The 15127-nt window shown below is 63.3% G+C and carries 12 protein-coding genes; 10 read left to right on the top strand and 2 right to left on the bottom strand.

Features of this window, described 5'->3' with window-relative positions; genetic code table 11:
* Positions 1-65: 65 nt before the first annotated feature.
* Entirely contained in the window at positions 66-4559 is a 4494-nt protein-coding gene (locus ACWA1U_RS06600; RefSeq protein WP_463724545.1) for a beta strand repeat-containing protein, read from the bottom strand.
* A gap of 371 nt (positions 4560-4930) precedes the next feature.
* Between ACWA1U_RS06600 and ACWA1U_RS06595 the strand changes: the two genes are divergently transcribed.
* From ACWA1U_RS06595 to ACWA1U_RS06580, 4 genes are all read left to right on the top strand, one after another.
* On the top strand, positions 4931-5794 hold the full coding sequence (locus ACWA1U_RS06595) for an ABC transporter ATP-binding protein (RefSeq protein WP_463724544.1): 864 nt from the start codon (positions 4931-4933) through the stop codon (positions 5792-5794).
* Positions 5795-5856: 62 nt separating this feature from the next.
* Complete coding sequence (locus ACWA1U_RS06590; RefSeq protein WP_463724543.1) at positions 5857-6852, top strand: ABC transporter substrate-binding protein; 996 nt, start codon at positions 5857-5859, stop codon at positions 6850-6852.
* 18 nt (positions 6853-6870) lie between these two features.
* Positions 6871-8964 carry an iron ABC transporter permease gene (locus tag ACWA1U_RS06585; protein WP_463724542.1) on the top strand — a complete coding sequence of 698 codons (2094 nt, stop codon included), beginning with the start codon at positions 6871-6873 and terminating at the stop codon, positions 8962-8964.
* A gap of 65 nt (positions 8965-9029) precedes the next feature.
* Positions 9030-9818: a TspO/MBR family protein gene (locus ACWA1U_RS06580; protein ID WP_463724541.1), complete on the top strand. Its 789-nt coding sequence runs from the start codon at positions 9030-9032 to the stop codon at positions 9816-9818.
* An 81-nt stretch (positions 9819-9899) separates the two neighbouring features.
* On the opposite strand, the gene ACWA1U_RS06575 is transcribed toward ACWA1U_RS06580, so the two are convergent.
* Entirely contained in the window at positions 9900-10490 is a 591-nt protein-coding gene (locus ACWA1U_RS06575) for a YdeI/OmpD-associated family protein (protein WP_463724540.1), read from the bottom strand.
* 50 nt (positions 10491-10540) lie between these two features.
* Between ACWA1U_RS06575 and ACWA1U_RS06570 the strand changes: the two genes are divergently transcribed.
* From ACWA1U_RS06570 to tgt, 6 genes are all read left to right on the top strand, one after another.
* Positions 10541-10684, top strand: coding sequence for a ribbon-helix-helix domain-containing protein (locus ACWA1U_RS06570; protein WP_463724539.1), 144 nt, complete (start codon positions 10541-10543; stop codon positions 10682-10684).
* Positions 10684-11382, top strand: coding sequence for a VOC family protein (locus tag ACWA1U_RS06565; RefSeq protein ID WP_463724538.1), 699 nt, complete (start codon positions 10684-10686; stop codon positions 11380-11382). Before ACWA1U_RS06570 ends, ACWA1U_RS06565 begins: the two co-directional genes overlap by 1 nt.
* 95 nt (positions 11383-11477) lie before the next feature.
* Positions 11478-12017, top strand: coding sequence for an NUDIX hydrolase family protein (locus tag ACWA1U_RS06560; protein ID WP_463724537.1), 540 nt, complete (start codon positions 11478-11480; stop codon positions 12015-12017).
* Positions 12018-12080: 63 nt separating this feature from the next.
* Positions 12081-12938 carry a DUF6707 family protein gene (locus ACWA1U_RS06555; RefSeq protein WP_463724536.1) on the top strand — a complete coding sequence of 286 codons (858 nt, stop codon included), beginning with the start codon at positions 12081-12083 and terminating at the stop codon, positions 12936-12938.
* A 29-nt stretch (positions 12939-12967) separates the two neighbouring features.
* The gene (locus ACWA1U_RS06550; protein ID WP_463724535.1) at positions 12968-13729 is read left to right on the top strand and encodes an SRPBCC family protein; all 762 of its coding nucleotides are present in this window, start codon (positions 12968-12970) and stop codon (positions 13727-13729) included.
* 101 nt (positions 13730-13830) lie between these two features.
* Positions 13831-15084, top strand: coding sequence for a tRNA guanosine(34) transglycosylase Tgt (gene tgt, locus ACWA1U_RS06545; protein ID WP_463724534.1), 1254 nt, complete (start codon positions 13831-13833; stop codon positions 15082-15084).
* Positions 15085-15127: the final 43 nt, after the last annotated feature.

The raw sequence follows: 15127 nt of genomic DNA, 5'->3' as shown, positions 1-15127 counted from the left end.
GCCTGCTAACGACGAAGGGGAGGTACGACGTGTTGTCGCACCTCCCCTTCTTGTACTGCGACCTGTTAGGCGTTACGACGCCTCATGACGAGGGTCAGGGCCAGCCCACCAAGGAGAAGTACCGCTCCCAACCCTGCGGCGATGAGAGTGATGCCGCCGGTGTCCGGCAAATCTCCGCCCGCGCCGGGGGCGGGGGTGTTGACCTCAGGTGTTTCCTCCGTTGGCTCTTCTTCCACGGCGTCGTCCTTCACGGTTACGGCCGTTTCGGTGTCATCCTGCGGAGCGAGCGCGGCGCCGGTGAGGCCCATCGCTGATGCGCTGGCTACGTTCCGGATCGGCTCGCCCGACTCAACGTCACTAGGCTGCACGGTGTAGTCAGCTGTGCAGGTGACCGACTTTCCGGGTGCAACGAGCACCTCCGCACAGGTGATCTCCATCTCAGCCTCCACGAGCATCGGATCATCAATCACGAGGTCGTTCAGGGTCACCGTTCCGGTGTTGGTAGCCGTGAACGTGTACCGGATGACCTCACCCGCGTCGGCGGAGCCGTTGTCGTTCTCATCAAGCAGCGCACTGTCCTTTTCGAGCTGCAGCGCGAGGACAACGTCAACGGGTGTTGAAGTGTTGTCGGGGACGGAGACAACCGGGTCCAGGCCTTCAGCCGCACCGTTGGCTGTTGCGGTGTTGACCACCACGCCGGCATCGACTTCGTCCTGGGTGACGATGTACGTTTCGGTACCCACGCACTCGGTTGAGTCGCCTGGCTCCAGTGTTGTCGCTTCACAGGTCACTCCGGCGAGTTTTGCATCATCGACGAAGACGTCGGTGAGGGTTACGTTGCCGGTGTTGGTGACTGTGAAGGTGTAGTTGACTCCTTCACCGACGTCAGCCTTGCTGTCGCCGTCCTCGTCGACCGGTACTGCGTTCTTCTCGATGACGAGGTTCGCTGCGCGAGCGATTGTGGTCTTGGTTGAGTCTTTGTTAGAAGTGACGTCCTCGTTATCGGGATCAGTGCCCGTAGCGGTTGCTACGTTGATGACTTCTCCTGCGTTGACGTCGTCCTGGGTGAGAACGTACAGCTCATCAGCCACACAGGTTGCAACCGCGCCCACCCCAAGGTCAACAACGTCGCACGTGACCGCTCCAACGAGTTCGTCGTTGACTACAACGCCGGTGACTGGGACGTTGCCGTCGTTCGCCACTGTGAAGGTGTAGGCGATGGTGTCACCGGCGTCAATGCGGCCACTCTCGTTGGCGTCCACGGGGTCACCGGCAACCTTGTCCAGGGTCAGAACAGGGGCCTGGGCGGTGACCGGGGTGTTGGTCGTGTCCGGGTCCGACTTACGTTCTTCGTCGTCAGGATCGGTGAAGGTTGCCAATGCCGTGTTTTCAACGACATTTGCTGCTTCATCTTCTGCGGTAATCGTGTAAACCGAATCCGCCACGCAGTCGGTGAACGCTCCCGGCTGCAGGTCAACAGCACCACAAGTGATTGTGATAGCCGGGTCCAGGTCGCTCAGGAAAGCATCATCGATCGCAAGGCCGGTGACCGGTACGTTCCCGTTATTGGTGACGCGGAACGTGTACTGGATGGTGTCACCGGTGTCGGTGATACCGGACGCGTTCACGTCAACCGGGTCAGCGGCGAACTTCTCGAACAACACCGACGGGTTCGGGAGGTCAACCTCGGTGGTGGTGCTGTCCTCGACGGGCTCAAGAGGCTCACCGTCGGGGTCGGTGCCGGTCGCCTCCGCTACGTTGACTACCTCACCGTTCACCTCATCGGTATTACTGATCACATACAGCTCATCAGCGGCGCAATCGGTTGAGATGCCTGGCGCCAGCGTCACCGCTTCACAGGTGACAGCTCCGGCCAGGGGATCGGTCACCGCTAATGCGCTGACCGGGACGTTGCCTTCGTTGGTCACAATGAAGGTGTAGGCGATGGTGTCACCGGCGTCGGCGAGCCCTGAGTTATTGACGTCGACGGGATCGCCGGCGAACTTCTCGATAGTCAGGACGGGGTTCGGTGCGGTGACCTTGGTGGTGGTGTCATCCTTGATGAGCTCGAGGGGATCACCATCGGGGTCGTTGGCCGTCAGAGTCGCAACGTTCTCAACTAGTCCGGCTACTTCGTCTTCCTCAGTTACGACGTAAACAGCAGCGGTGCAGTCGGTGAACGCACCAGCGAGCAGCGAAGTGCTCTCACAAGTGACCTCTCCAACCAGCGGATCATCGATCACGATGTCTTTGATCGTGACGTTCCCAGTATTGGTGACCAGGAAGGTGTACTCGATGGTGTCGCCAGCGTCGGTGATGCCGGAGCTGTTCACGTCAGTTGGGGTGCCGGCGGTCTTTTCAAAGGTGAAAGCTGGAGCAGGGACCTCAACCGTGGTGCTGGTGGCGTCATCGTCGGAGATGACCTCGTCACCATCAGGGTCAACTGCGGTGGCGCTAGCGGTGTTCTCAACGGTGCCTGCAGTTTCGTCGGCTTCGGTGATGACGTATACGGAGTCTGCACTGCAGAGAGTGGATTCTCCGACAGCCAGGGTGCTGGCGGCACACGTAATCGTGATCGCCGGGTCCAGCTCACTCAGGAACGCATCATCGATCGAAAGGCCGGAAACGGGCACGTTGCCGTTGTTGGTGACGGTGAAGGAGTACTGGATGGTGTCGCCGGCGTCGGTGATGCCGGAGCTGTTCACGTCCACAGGGTCACCGGCGGCCTTGTCAATGACGAGCTCGTTGAGCTGCGCAGTGACAATGGTGCGGGTGTCATCCTCGTTGGATTCCACGGGTGCTTCGTTTGAGTCGATGCCGTTTGCTGTGGCAACATTCAGGACCTCACCGGCTGTCTCGTCAGCGGAGGTAATCGTGTATGGCTCGTCGGCCACGCAATTGGTGAATGCCGCCGGCTGCAGCACCGTTTCTTCGCAAGTGACGTCGATCGCGGGATCCTGGCCGCTCAGCAGATCATCATTGACCACAATGCCGCTGATCGGAAGGTTGCCGTTGTTGGTCACGGTGAAGGAATACTGGATGGTGTCACCGGCGTCAGTGATGCCTGAAGCGTTCGCATCCACTGGTGCGCCAGCGTCCTTCTCGATCAGGAGGGAGGGAGACTGCGCGATGGGAGTGTCGGTGCTGTCGGTGCTGGAGGCATCGGGCAGGCCTTCAGTGGTTCCGGTTGCGGTTGCGTCGTTCACAACCTGGCCGTTGTTTACATCTTCCTGCGTGAGAACGTAGGGAGCAGCGGTGCAGGTTACGGTCGCATCGACCGCGAGCGGGCCAGCCGGGCAAGTCACGGCACCAACCATGGGATCGTTCACCGTCACGGTGTCCAGCGGTACGGTACCAGTGTTCGTCACATTGAAGGTGTACGTGATGGTGGAACCTGCCGTGTTACCGGTCGGGGAGCTTGGAATTTTATCCAGCACCAGGCCAGTGACTTCAGCGGCGTTCGTGAAGGTACAGAGAATCGCGACACCGGATGACCCCTCCGGAATCGTGAATGTGCCTTCCGTTCCATCACCGCTGGCAATTGCCGCATCGGTGTTCTCATCGATACAGGACCAACTCGAAACATAACCGAAGTTGGAGGGAGATGACGGGACGGTTCCGGATCCGGTTTCGGAGATGGTGTAAGTCTCACCAATCCGGCCGAAGACGGGGCCTGCAACCTCAGTAGCGCCGGTCTGCACGCCGGGGTCGTTGCCCTCAGTCGTGCCTTGGATTCCAGCAGGGAGACCGCCGCCAGTCAGCGTGAGGGTCGCCTGATCATCGGAGATCGCGCGTCCGGCGGGGAAGTCCTTCTGGACCGTGATCGTGTTGGGGACAGCGCAGGAAGCGAGGTCCACAGTGCCCGTAGGCGAGAGCGGTACCGTGCTCGTGACGGCACCAGTGACAGGATCAACCTGCCGCAGTGTGCCGGAGCTGCCCATGTAGAGGAAACCGTCACCACCGAAGGCGATGCCATTGACGGCCTCGGGAGTACCGATGAAGGCTAGTTGCTCACCGGAGACGGCCACCGGTGTTGCTGTGGGTGCGGTTGGAAGCGCTTGGTTGATAACCGACAGGATGCTGCTACCAGGTGTTGTCTGCGTATTGCCGACGCCCGCCACGACATACAGGCGGCCCTGACGGTCAAACGCCCAGTCACCGTTGCCGCCGGAGTTGGGAACAGGTCCACTGGCAACCAGTCCGATCGACGTGTTGTTCACAGTGTCGAAGCCGTAAATCTGCGCGTTTCCGCCAGTGATTACGCCGTAATAATAGAATCCGGTGGCTGGGTTGACGGCACCATGCGTGACGTTTCCGCCAGGGACGCCAGCGCCGAGGGGTGTGGTGGTTTCCGTTGCGCGGTCCAGACGGTAAACCGTCCGCGTGCCGTCCGGGTTCGGGATGATTCCGAAGGCTGCCGATCCGTCAGCTGCAATGCCGAGGCCGTTCAATGTTCCGCTGGTCTGGTTGAAGTCGAAAGATCCGACACTGGTCTGCGCACCGGTTGCGGTGTTGACTTGCCAGAGGTTCCGATCCCCTGTCCCCTGTAGGGAGTACACTGCGGTACAGTCCAGGGCTGGCGCAGCGATAGCCGGGCTGATTGCGTTGGTGGTGATGCTGCCGACTGTGATTGTGCCGGCGATTAGCGTGCTACCTAATAGCACGCTCAAGCCGCGCCTGAAAGCGCGGGCTCGGTTTTCCCCCATAATTCCCCCTAGGAATGTTCAGTTTTAGGTAAAGCCCTCACGAGGCTACCGAGATGCCGATACACCTTCAATCAAATTCAATACACAGACGGTAACGATCGTGTATCGGTGTAGTAGCCCGAATCGGTAGATAGCGCCTCCTCGATGGACCTGAAATTGAATTACGAAAGCGTTTCATGTCTTAATGTTTGTCAATTCACTAAGGCTCGCCTTACCTTAGTGGAGTGACCCTCACCGATCTCCCGCGGACTGCGGACCGCCCTTCGACTCATGGCCTCGACGTCGCGGACATGTTCATCTCCTACGGCAAGCAGCCCGCCGTCAAAGACGTGTCTTTCGCGTTGCGCCCTGGTGCGGTGACCGCTCTGATCGGGCCCAACGGAAGCGGCAAATCAACCCTCCTGCGCACCATCGCCCGGTTGCATACCGCGGACTCGGGCAACGTGACCACGTCCGACGGCGACGACGTCCTCTCACTCTCCCCCAAGGATTTCGCCCGCAAAATCACCTTGCTCGCCCAGAGCCGCCCAGTCCCCTCCGGCATTACGGTCAAGGAAGTCGTCGAGTTCGGGCGGCACCCGCACCGCAGCCGTTGGTCGGGAAATGATCCCGAGGGCGCCGAGATCGTCGCGCACGCGATGGAGTTGACCCGCACCGCCGAACTTTCGGACCGACCGGTTTCGGCACTTTCGGGCGGACAGTCACAGCGTGTATGGCTGGCCAGCTGCCTGGCCCAGAACACGGGCGTCCTCCTTCTCGACGAGCCCACCACCTACCTTGACCTGCGCTACCAGGTCGAAATTCTCGACGTCGTACGCGACCTCGCCTCCCACCATGGGGTGACCGTCGGCGTCGTACTCCACGATCTTGACCAGGCTGCGGCCATCGCCGACCACGTGGTCCTGCTTGAAAGCGGCTCCGTGCTCGCGCAGGGCTCACCCGTCGAGGTGCTCACGTCGGAAAACCTCACGACGGCGTACGGGGTGCGGGTGGACGTCACCGTGTCCAGTGGCACCGTGCATACGCGTGCGGTTGGCCGACACAACGCCGTCGGAAGCCACTCGGGCACAGTGCTCCAGGCCTCCTGAATCCACATTCTCAACAGCTTCACACAGAACGCGCCGTCCGCGCCCGCATAGAAATGAACCCAATGAAGCAACCGAAACAACCGAAGATTCTCGCTGCCCTGGCGGCGGTCACCATGCTCGCACTGTCGGCGTGCGGCACCACCGAGGACGCCGCGAGCGGCACCGAAACCACTGAAGCAGCCTCCGGCGAAAGCATCACCATCACGGACGCCCGCGGTAAGGAAGTTGTGCTGGACGGACCGGCGGAACGGGTTGCCGGCACGGAGTGGAACGTCGTGGAGAATCTGGCTTCGCTCGGCGTCGTGCCGGTTGGCGTTGCTGACATCGAGGGATACAACAACTGGGTTGGCACTCCAGCTCTCGATGACACGGTGACGGACATCGGTGTACGCGGTGAGCCCAGCATCGACACCCTGGCGACACTGGACCTGGACCTCGTCCTCGTGACGGACCAGTTGGTTGAGGGCGCTATCGAGCAGATCGAGAAGACCACTCCCGTGATCGTCGTTCCGGGTGGGGACTCCTCGGACAACATCGGCCAGATGTTCAAGAACCTGGAGATGATCGCGCAGGCCACGGGGACCGAAGATGAGGCCGCTGAGCTGAAGTCGAGCTTCGAGGCCAAGATCGAGGAAGGCCGCGCCGCCATCGAGGAGGCGGGCGCCGCCGGAGCTCCCGTCGCTTTCTCCGACTCCTACGTCGACGCCGGCAGTGTTTCCGTCCGCCCGTTCGCGCCGGGCTCGCTCGTCTCGGACGTGTTCACCGAACTCGGGCTCAAGAACGCCTGGGAGCTGGAAGGCGACCCCGCCTACGGACTTGCCCAAACCGACGTCGAAGGTCTCACCGCCCTCCCCGAGGACACCCTGTTCTGGTACATCACCAACGACACCTTCGGCGACGCCTACCAGGACGAGCTTGCGGACAACGCCATCTGGAAGGGCCTGCCGTTCGTCAAGGAAGGCAACGTGCAGCGCTTCCCAGACTCCATCTGGACGTTCGGCGGTCCTGCGTCCATGGAGAAACTCGTAGAAGCAGCAGTCGCCGCGGCCGGTAAGTAACCCGGAAATTACAGCACCATGACGCCGGAAACCCTGACCCGCGCTGCTCCCTCGGTGCTGCCGGAGGCGCAGTCCAGGCCAGGGTTCCGGCTCGCTGCGTTCGGGCTGCTGCTCGGCGCGGCAACCCTTCTCCTCGCCCTGGTGCACATCACGCAGGGCACCTCGTCCGTGAGCGCCGCGGACATTATTGGCCTGCTGGCGGGGAACGACGACGGCGACACAGCCGCCGTCGTCACCGCCAGCCGGGTGCCGCGCCTGGTGGCGGGCGTGCTGGTCGGGGTGGCGCTCGGCGTCGCCGGCGTAATCATGCAGTCGGTCTCCCGTAACGCCCTCGCCTCCCCGGATACCCTCGCGGTGAACGCGGGTGCGCATCTGGCGATTGTCGTCGTCGCGGCCGTTGGCCTCCAGGTTCCGCTGATCGGGGCAGTGGGGGTTTCGTTCCTCGGCGGGATTGGCGCTGCGGCGCTGGTGCTGGCCCTTTCGGGTACAGGGCAGTCCGGGAGCGTCCGGCTAGTGCTTGCCGGCTCGGCGATTGCCTTGGCGTTCAGCGCCTTGACGCACACCCTGCTGATCCTCTTCCAGCAGGAAACCCGCGGCCTTTTCGCGTGGGGAGCCGGGTCGCTGGGCCAAAGTGGCATGGACAAGTTCGTGCTGCTGGCGCCGCTGATCGGTGTGGTGCTGGTCATTCTCCTGGCGAAAGCCCGCTCGCTGGACCTGCTGACGCTCGGTGATGACCAAGCGCGCGTTCTCGGCATCAACGTCCGGGGGACGCAGGTGCTGGCGATCATGCTGGCTGTGCTGTTGTCAGCTGCTGCGGTGACCATTTCCGGCCCGATCGGTTTTGTCGGGCTGGCCGCTCCGGCGATTGTCCGGTTGGCAGCCGCGAAGATTCCCGGACTCCACCGGCACGTGGCCCTGATTCTCGCTTCGGCCCTGATGGGTATTTTCCTCGTGCTCGGGGCTGATGTGCTGCTGCGCGCACTGGTTGGTGCGCAGAGCGCGGTGGAGGTCCCCACCGGCGTCGTCACCACGATGCTCGGCGCGATCTTCCTGGTCATTCTGGCGCACCGCGTGCGCACCTCGGGACCCACCCGCGAGGCCCGTTCCGTGTCGTTGCGGACGCACTGCGCCGGGGCCGGCGTCGTCGTCGTTGTTTTGCTGACGGTCCTGGTGCTCGGTACAACCGTTGCCGGGCTGCTCCTTGGGGACGCGAAGCTGCTCTTGGGCGATGTGCTGAATTGGGTGACCGGGCAGGCGGGGCCAGTGGTCACGAGCGTCATGGATGCGCGTTTCCCGAGGGTCGGAGCTTCCCTTCTTGCGGGCGCTTCGCTGGCCCTCGCGGGGACGGCGATCCAGGCCGTTTCGCGGAACCCGCTGGCTGAACCGTCGATCATCGGTGTGTCCGGCGGTGCGGGCGTAGCCGCGATCCTGGTGATCACCTTTGTTCCGCTGGCTGGATTCTGGATGATCGCCGGTGCTGCCGGAGTGGGTGCTGCGGTGACTGCGGCAATTGTGTTCGGGCTGGCGTTCCGCGGCGGGCTGCAGACGGACCGGTTTGTGCTGGTCGGAATCGGCGTCTCGGCGGCGGCGATGGCCTGCATCACGCTGCTCATTGTGCTTACTGATCCGTGGAACGAAGCGAAGGCGCTGACGTGGCTTTCCGGATCCACCTACGGGAGGTCGATGGAACACCTCATCCCGATGACCGCTGCGCTGCTGCTGACCGTTCCGGTGATCTGGGCGCGGCACCGTACACAAGACCTGCTGTCGCTCGACGAGGACACCCCCAAGCTGCTCGGCATTTCGGTCCCGAGTTCGCGGTTGATCCTGCTGGTGTGTGCGGTCGTGCTGACGGGTTCTTCGGTGGCTGGTATCGGCGTGATTGGTTTTGTCGGGCTGGTGGCACCGCATGCTGCACGGGCGTTGGTCGGGTCGCGGCACAAGCTTGCCATCCCGACGGCGGTGCTGCTCGGTGCGCTGCTGGTGTGCCTGGGCGACATGATCGGGCGGACCATGATTGCGCCGGGGCAGTTGCCTGCGGGCTTGCTCACGGCCCTGCTCGGTGCGCCGTACTTCGTGTGGCTGTTGTTCCGGAGCCGGTTGGCGCGTTAGTTCTGGTCCACACTGGCGAGATATGTCTATGGTGGAGATAGTTTGCCAATCACCAGGAGCGCATTGTGACTTCCGATTCCGCCCGACAGATAGGCGTAACCGCCTCCTTCGTCCTCTGCATCATCGGTTCCACTGTCGGGTCCGGGGCTTTGGGCGGCACCCCCATCAATGAGGCTGCGGGTGGGGCGCTGAGCGCGGACGCAACGTTACTGGCTCCTGCGGGATCAGCTTTCGGGATCTGGTCGGTCATCTACGGCGGGCTCGCCGGGTACACGATCCTCCAATGGTTCCCCTCCCAGAAAGCGTCGGTTATTCAGCGCCGTCTCGGCTGGTGGGTGGCCGCTTCAATGCTGCTGAACGCCGCGTGGATCCTGTCCATTCAAGCGGGCCTACTGGGCCTCAGCGTTCCGGTCATCGTAGGGCTGCTGGGGGTGCTTGCTGTGATCTTCTCCATCTATACATCGGAAAAGGCCCGCACCTGGCCTGAGCGCATCTTCGTGGACGGCACGCTTGGCCTCTACCTGGGCTGGGTGTGCGTCGCGGTCTGCGCCAACATCACTGCGGCGCTGGTGGCAGCGGGATTCGAGGGCTTCAGCGTCAGCCCGGAGATCTGGTCGGTGGTCGTCCTCGCGGTTGTCGCCGTCGTCGGCGTCTTCCTCGCTGTGCGCGGAAGTGGCCGGCTCGCCGTCGCGGCGGCAACCGCCTGGGGCCTGGCCTGGATCGTGGTGGGCCGGACTTCAGGCAACCCCGAATCGACGACGACGGCGGTTGCCGCTGCAGCCGCTGCGGCCCTCGTTGTGGCCGCGACCTTGGCGGTCCGTTTCCGGTCAGGCGCCCGCGTTTCGGACCGTTGACACCGCAACGACCCAGTCGCTCCCCCACAAAGCGTCGCCGCGCCTTGAACGCGTCGGTAAAGCGACCAACATTTCAACCCTCTACGGCTTCCGCTTCTGCGGATAGTGGGCTTCGTGCCGCGCGAGCATCGCGACGAACGAGGCAATATTCCGCTGCCGGGCGGCGTCGGTCTTCAACTGGCTTAGCCGGAAGATCAGCGCGAACCGGTTCTGGGAGGTCAGCACCTCGAACATGGCCTGCGCGTCAGGATTCGCGGCGATCGCCGCCGACAGATCCTCCGGCATCACCGAGGTAGCCGGCCCGGCATAGGCACGCTCCCACCGGCCGTCGGCCTTGGCCTGCGCGACGGCGATGCGACCGGCGTCGTGCATCCTGCCCTCCGCCTCCAACCGCTCAATGAACCCGACGTTCCGGAGGGACCAGATACTGCGTGGGCCACGGGGAGTGAAGCGCTGGAAGGTGCTGCCGTCGTCGCGCCTCTTCGCCTGCCCGTCGATCCACCCGAAGCACAGCGCTTCGTCCACGGCCTGCGGATAGGTAAGCTCCGTGACGCTCCCGCCCTTCTTGTGGAGGATGAGCCAGACCCCGGACGACGACGAGTGGTTGGCCTCCAGCCAGTCCCTCCATGCGCGCGCGTCGGTGAGCAGCAATTCCGGGAGTTCGATGGCCATAGCTTGAGAGTACTGGACACGGTAAATGTTAGATTGCTAGCATTCTAGGCATGCCATCGGAGCCGAAGGTCCAGTTCAATGTCTATCTGCCGCAGGACCTCGTCCGTGCGGTGAAGCACAAAAGCATCGATGAGGGTGAGAGCCTTTCCGCCCTGGTCGAGAAGGTGCTTCGTAACTATGTGGAGGAGAAGTAATGCTGAGAGTTCGGCCAATCATTTTCACCCCTCATTTCGACGCCCTTTCGAAACTGCTCACCGCCCTTGGCCTGGAGCTGGTTGAGGACGCTGACGGCTGGAAGGTATTCGCCGCTGACAGCGGGCGGGTCGCCGTCCACATCGCTGACGAGCACGAGGTGAGCCTCAACTTCGAGGTCGGTTCGGTGACTGAGTTTGCGCGCCGTACTGCGGACGGTGGGACTGCCGCCGTCGTCATCGACACCAACGACGGACCGGCCGCACAGGTCACCGCACCGGGCGGTCGCACGTTCCTCGCATACGGGACCCTCTCCGACCCGCAGCCTGCGTCGGAAGGCCTGTCCGTCATGCCCATCTGGTACACACCGGATGTCCCCGCGGCGGAGAAGGTTCTCACCGACATCGGCGCGAGGAAGCGCCTGAGCTCCCACGCCGGATCCTGGACCGACTTCACCGCAAAGAACGGCGGGCATCTGGCCGTTCACCAGGCAGACGACGACGGCGCGGAGCTCGCCTTCGAGTACGACGGCAACGTCGAGGTACTCCAGCAGCGGCTGCTGGGACAGGGAATCGCAGCGAACCTGATCGATGAGAATTATGGGCGGTCCTTGCGCCTTCCCAATCCCGATGGCGGCGAGATCTGGGTCAACGAATGGCAGGAAGATCACTACGGGTATGAGGACCACGCCGCAGGCTGAGTCCGCGGCTGAGTCCGTGATGCCGGATTCAGCCCGTGGCCAAAGTGCAGCGAGTCAGGACTGCATAGTGCCCGGTCTGCTATAAAACAGAAGGTATGAACCTGCGCACTCCAGACCCAAACCCAGGGTGGCTCAACGAAGACGATCTTTATGAGGCACGCCGCCGGCTCCCCATGGTCTATGTGGAAGCCATCCCCGTGCGGTGCGATTCCCTGGGATACGTCACCGAGGTAGGGCTGCTGCTGCAGGCCAGCGACCAGGGTGAAATGGTCCGCACGTTTGTGTCGGGCCGTGTGATGTACAGGGAGACTATCCGTGCGGCACTGTTGCGGCACCTGGAAAAGGATCTGGGGCCGTTCGCACTCCCCCAGCTTCCGCCGTGTCCGGTGCCGTTCACCATCGCTGAGTACTTCCCGTCGCCGTCGGAAACCGGGCTGACGGATGACCGGCAGCACGCCGTCGCGCTCGCCTACCTCATCCCGGTCACGGGCGAGTGTGACCCTCGGCAGGATGCCCTCGAACTGACGTGGCTCACGCCGGATGAAGCTTTGAGCCCAAGCGTGAGCGCCGAGTTCTCCGGTGGTCGGGACAGCCTTCTGCGGCAGGCACTCGCGTACGCGGGCTGGGCGCGCTAACCCCGTTACCGTTTCTTTATATAATCGGGGGGTCCTTGGCAGAGTGAGGTAGGGGTTTCTTCGATGATCGACAGCCAGAGCGCCATCCGGCTGCAACCGCTTGCAGCCGAGGCTTTGACTGCCGGGCGGAAGCTGCTCCTGCCGGACGGCGAACGCACCTCCGAAGTGCTGGACGCCGTCGTCGAACCTGACGACTTCGGTGTGCCCGCCGTCGTCGTCGCGATGCTCCGCGGTGGTGGCACTCTCCGGATCGCTGCCGGGTCCAAGGTGCAGGTCGAAGCACCGGATGAGCTGCCGGGCAGTGCCGATGAGGGTTCCCCCGAGGCCCTGATCGCCCATGTGGCGGCTGTGCACCCAGAGAGCGCCCGCGTTCGCGAACTCGCCGATCGACTCACCAAAGGCGTGAACCTCAAGTCCGGCAGCAACCTCCAGGATATCCGCGACCTCGCACTCACCCTCTACGTCGACCTCGCGGACGCCCCCAGCGCCCTGAAAGTCTGCGACCTCCTGACCGACCAGCCCTTCGACGGCAACTTCGGCCGTTGGAACCTCATCGAGGCATGCCTGGCGCTTGCCGCCCACCTCACGCACGACGACGGTGACACCTCCCGCGCCCACGCCTACACAGCCTCGCTTCGTACTGCCGACGACGCCGAAACGGACCCGCTCAGAGCGAAGCTTGCTGCCGCTGTGAGGCAGCGTCAACTGAACGAACCCAACCTTTACGACAGGGAGATTGCGCGTGCTGCCGGGGATCCCGCCGTCGAAAAGGACTGGCGCGGGCTGCGCCTGTCGGTGTTGCTTTACCTGCGCGCTCACGGCGGATCCGAGACGCTCGGCGCTGAGGTCCTAGACCGGAGAATCGGACGCGAACTGCTTGCAATCCGAGCCTTGGGCACCCGTATTTCTACCTCTGGATAGGGGCCCCGCCCCGGAGTAAAGTGGCGCACATGACCGACGCAGGAAGCTCCTTCCGGCAGTCCAGCACCGAGGGGCATGGGCGAAATACTCCTGTTCCCAGCGCCAACCCGCTTAGCGTCCACATCAACGCTGATGCCCGTCAAGTGTGGTCGATGCTGCGGGAACCGCGGCTCATCCGCCAGTGGCACGGGTGGGAGGCAGAAGGACTGGACGAGGAGATCCGCTCGATCTTCTTCGCGAAGAGCGTTGTCGAAGGCCCCGACCACACCTTCCTGACTGTCGACGGCGGTGACACGTTCCGCCTCGAGCCGGTCTCCGACGGCACGGTGCTAACCATCGAGCGCGGTGGTTCCCCCGAGTATGTCGAGGAGATCACCGAAGGGTGGGTCACGTTCCTGCAGCAGCTGCGCTTCGCGTTGGAGCGCCATCCGTCCGCCTCTCGCCATACTGCATTTTTCTCCGGAGAATCGTCTGAGCCGATCATCGCGCGGTTGAACGCGGACCAGCTCCAGCAGGCCGGGGATTCGTATTCGCTCGACCTCCCCAATGGGCACACACTGACAGGTGAGGTGTGGTTCCGGACGGAGAACCAGCTCGGGTTGACTGTTGCCGAGTACAGCGAACACGGCGACGGCCTCGTGATCCTTGCCGATCAGGGTGGTTCGAGTCTGGCGATCGTGACCACGTATGGCCTCGGCGCCCGGGACCTGCACACCATCTGGGATAGCTGGGAATCCTTCCGCGCATCCGCGTACCCGTCCGCGGAGCCGCTCCTCACTTCGGGGCTGTAGGCCGCCAGCCCCGGCCGTCCCGCCGTCGTCGTTCGTCTCGTTGGGGCTGCCCCGGCGCCGTTCCCGTCAGTTCGCCACCGTGCTGCTGGCAGAATGAGCTGATGCCACAATCAGATTTCTCCTTCTCCGTCCGCAAGCGCCTCAGCGAAACGGTGCCCGCGGCTGACGGCCTGCACGGGCGGACCGGTTCCATCACCACGCCGCACGGTGAGATTCAGACGCCCGCGTTCATCGCCGTCGGGACCAAGGCCACGGTCAAGGCGGTACTGCCGGAATCCATGAAGGAAGCCGGCGCCCAGGCGCTGCTCGCGAACGCCTACCACCTCTACCTGCAGCCCGGCGCGGACGTGCTGGATGAGGCCGGAGGTCTTGGGAAGTTCATGAACTGGGCCGGGCCGACCTTCACGGATTCGGGCGGGTTCCAGGTGATGAGCCTCGGGTCCGGATTCAAGAAGGTCATCACCATGGACTCGGCTGCCGCGTCCGAGCATGCGGGACAGGACGACCACGTAGCCGTCGGCAAGGAACGGTTGGCCCACATCGACGACGACGGCGTGTGGTTCGTCTCGCACCTCAACGGTGACCGGCACCGGTTTACCCCGGAAATCTCGATGCAGGTCCAGCACCAGCTCGGCGCCGACGTCATGTTCGCATTCGACGAGCTGACAACGCTGATGAATTCGCGCGGATACCAGGAAGAATCGCTGGAACGCACGCGGCTGTGGGCTGAGCGGTGCATCACTGAACACGAGCGGCTCACCGAGGTGCGGGCCGACAAGCCGTACCAGGCGCTGTTCGGCGTGATTCAGGGTGCCCAGTATGAGGACCTGCGGCGCAAGGCTTCACGGGATCTTGGCTCGATGAATTTCGACGGGTTCGGCGTTGGCGGTGCCCTCGAGAAGGAGAACCTGGGCACCATCCTGGGTTGGTGCGCTGACGAACTGCCCGAGGACAAGCCGCGGCACCTGCTCGGCATCTCGGAGCCGGATGACCTGTTTACCGGAATCGAGAACGGCGCCGACACCTTCGACTGCGTCTCCCCCACCCGTGTGGCCCGCAACTCGGCCTTTTACGTGCCGGACGGACGGTGGAACCTCTCGAACGCCCGGTTCAAACGCGACTTCACGCCGCTCATGGAGGGTTGTGACTGCTACACGTGCACCCACTACACGCGGGCGTACATCCACCACCTGTTCAAGGCGAAGGAAATGATTTCGGCAACGTTGATCTCCATCCACAACGAGCGGTTCGTGATCCGGATGGTTGACGACGCCCGCGCCGCCATCGAGGACGGCACCTACTTCGACCTGAAGGCGGAGGTGCTGGGGCGGTACTACGCGTCGTCCCGTGGCTGAGCCCGTCCCGTCACCCCGCGCCCCGCTCCTGCACCTAACCCGC

The sequence above is a fragment of the Arthrobacter sp. TRD_SC_6 genome, assembly GCF_055361185.1.
Note: the sequence above shows the minus strand (reverse complement) of the source record. Positions and strands in the feature narration are given on the sequence as shown.

Excerpts from the sequence above, each read along its gene's own strand:
- ACWA1U_RS06555 (WP_463724536.1), top strand. The coding sequence starts at position 12,081 with ATGATCGACAGCCAGAGCGCCATCCGGCTGCAACCGCTTGCAGCCGAG.
- ACWA1U_RS06560 (WP_463724537.1), top strand. The coding sequence starts at position 11,478 with ATGAACCTGCGCACTCCAGACCCAAACCCAGGGTGGCTCAACGAAGAC.
- tgt (WP_463724534.1), top strand. The coding sequence starts at position 13,831 with ATGCCACAATCAGATTTCTCCTTCTCCGTCCGCAAGCGCCTCAGCGAA.
- ACWA1U_RS06550 (WP_463724535.1), top strand. The coding sequence starts at position 12,968 with ATGACCGACGCAGGAAGCTCCTTCCGGCAGTCCAGCACCGAGGGGCAT.
- ACWA1U_RS06590 (WP_463724543.1), top strand. The coding sequence starts at position 5,857 with ATGAAGCAACCGAAACAACCGAAGATTCTCGCTGCCCTGGCGGCGGTC.
- ACWA1U_RS06565 (WP_463724538.1), top strand. The coding sequence starts at position 10,684 with ATGCTGAGAGTTCGGCCAATCATTTTCACCCCTCATTTCGACGCCCTT.
- ACWA1U_RS06585 (WP_463724542.1), top strand. The coding sequence starts at position 6,871 with ATGACGCCGGAAACCCTGACCCGCGCTGCTCCCTCGGTGCTGCCGGAG.
- ACWA1U_RS06575 (WP_463724540.1), bottom strand. The coding sequence starts at position 10,490 with ATGGCCATCGAACTCCCGGAATTGCTGCTCACCGACGCGCGCGCATGG.
- ACWA1U_RS06570 (WP_463724539.1), top strand. The coding sequence starts at position 10,541 with ATGCCATCGGAGCCGAAGGTCCAGTTCAATGTCTATCTGCCGCAGGAC.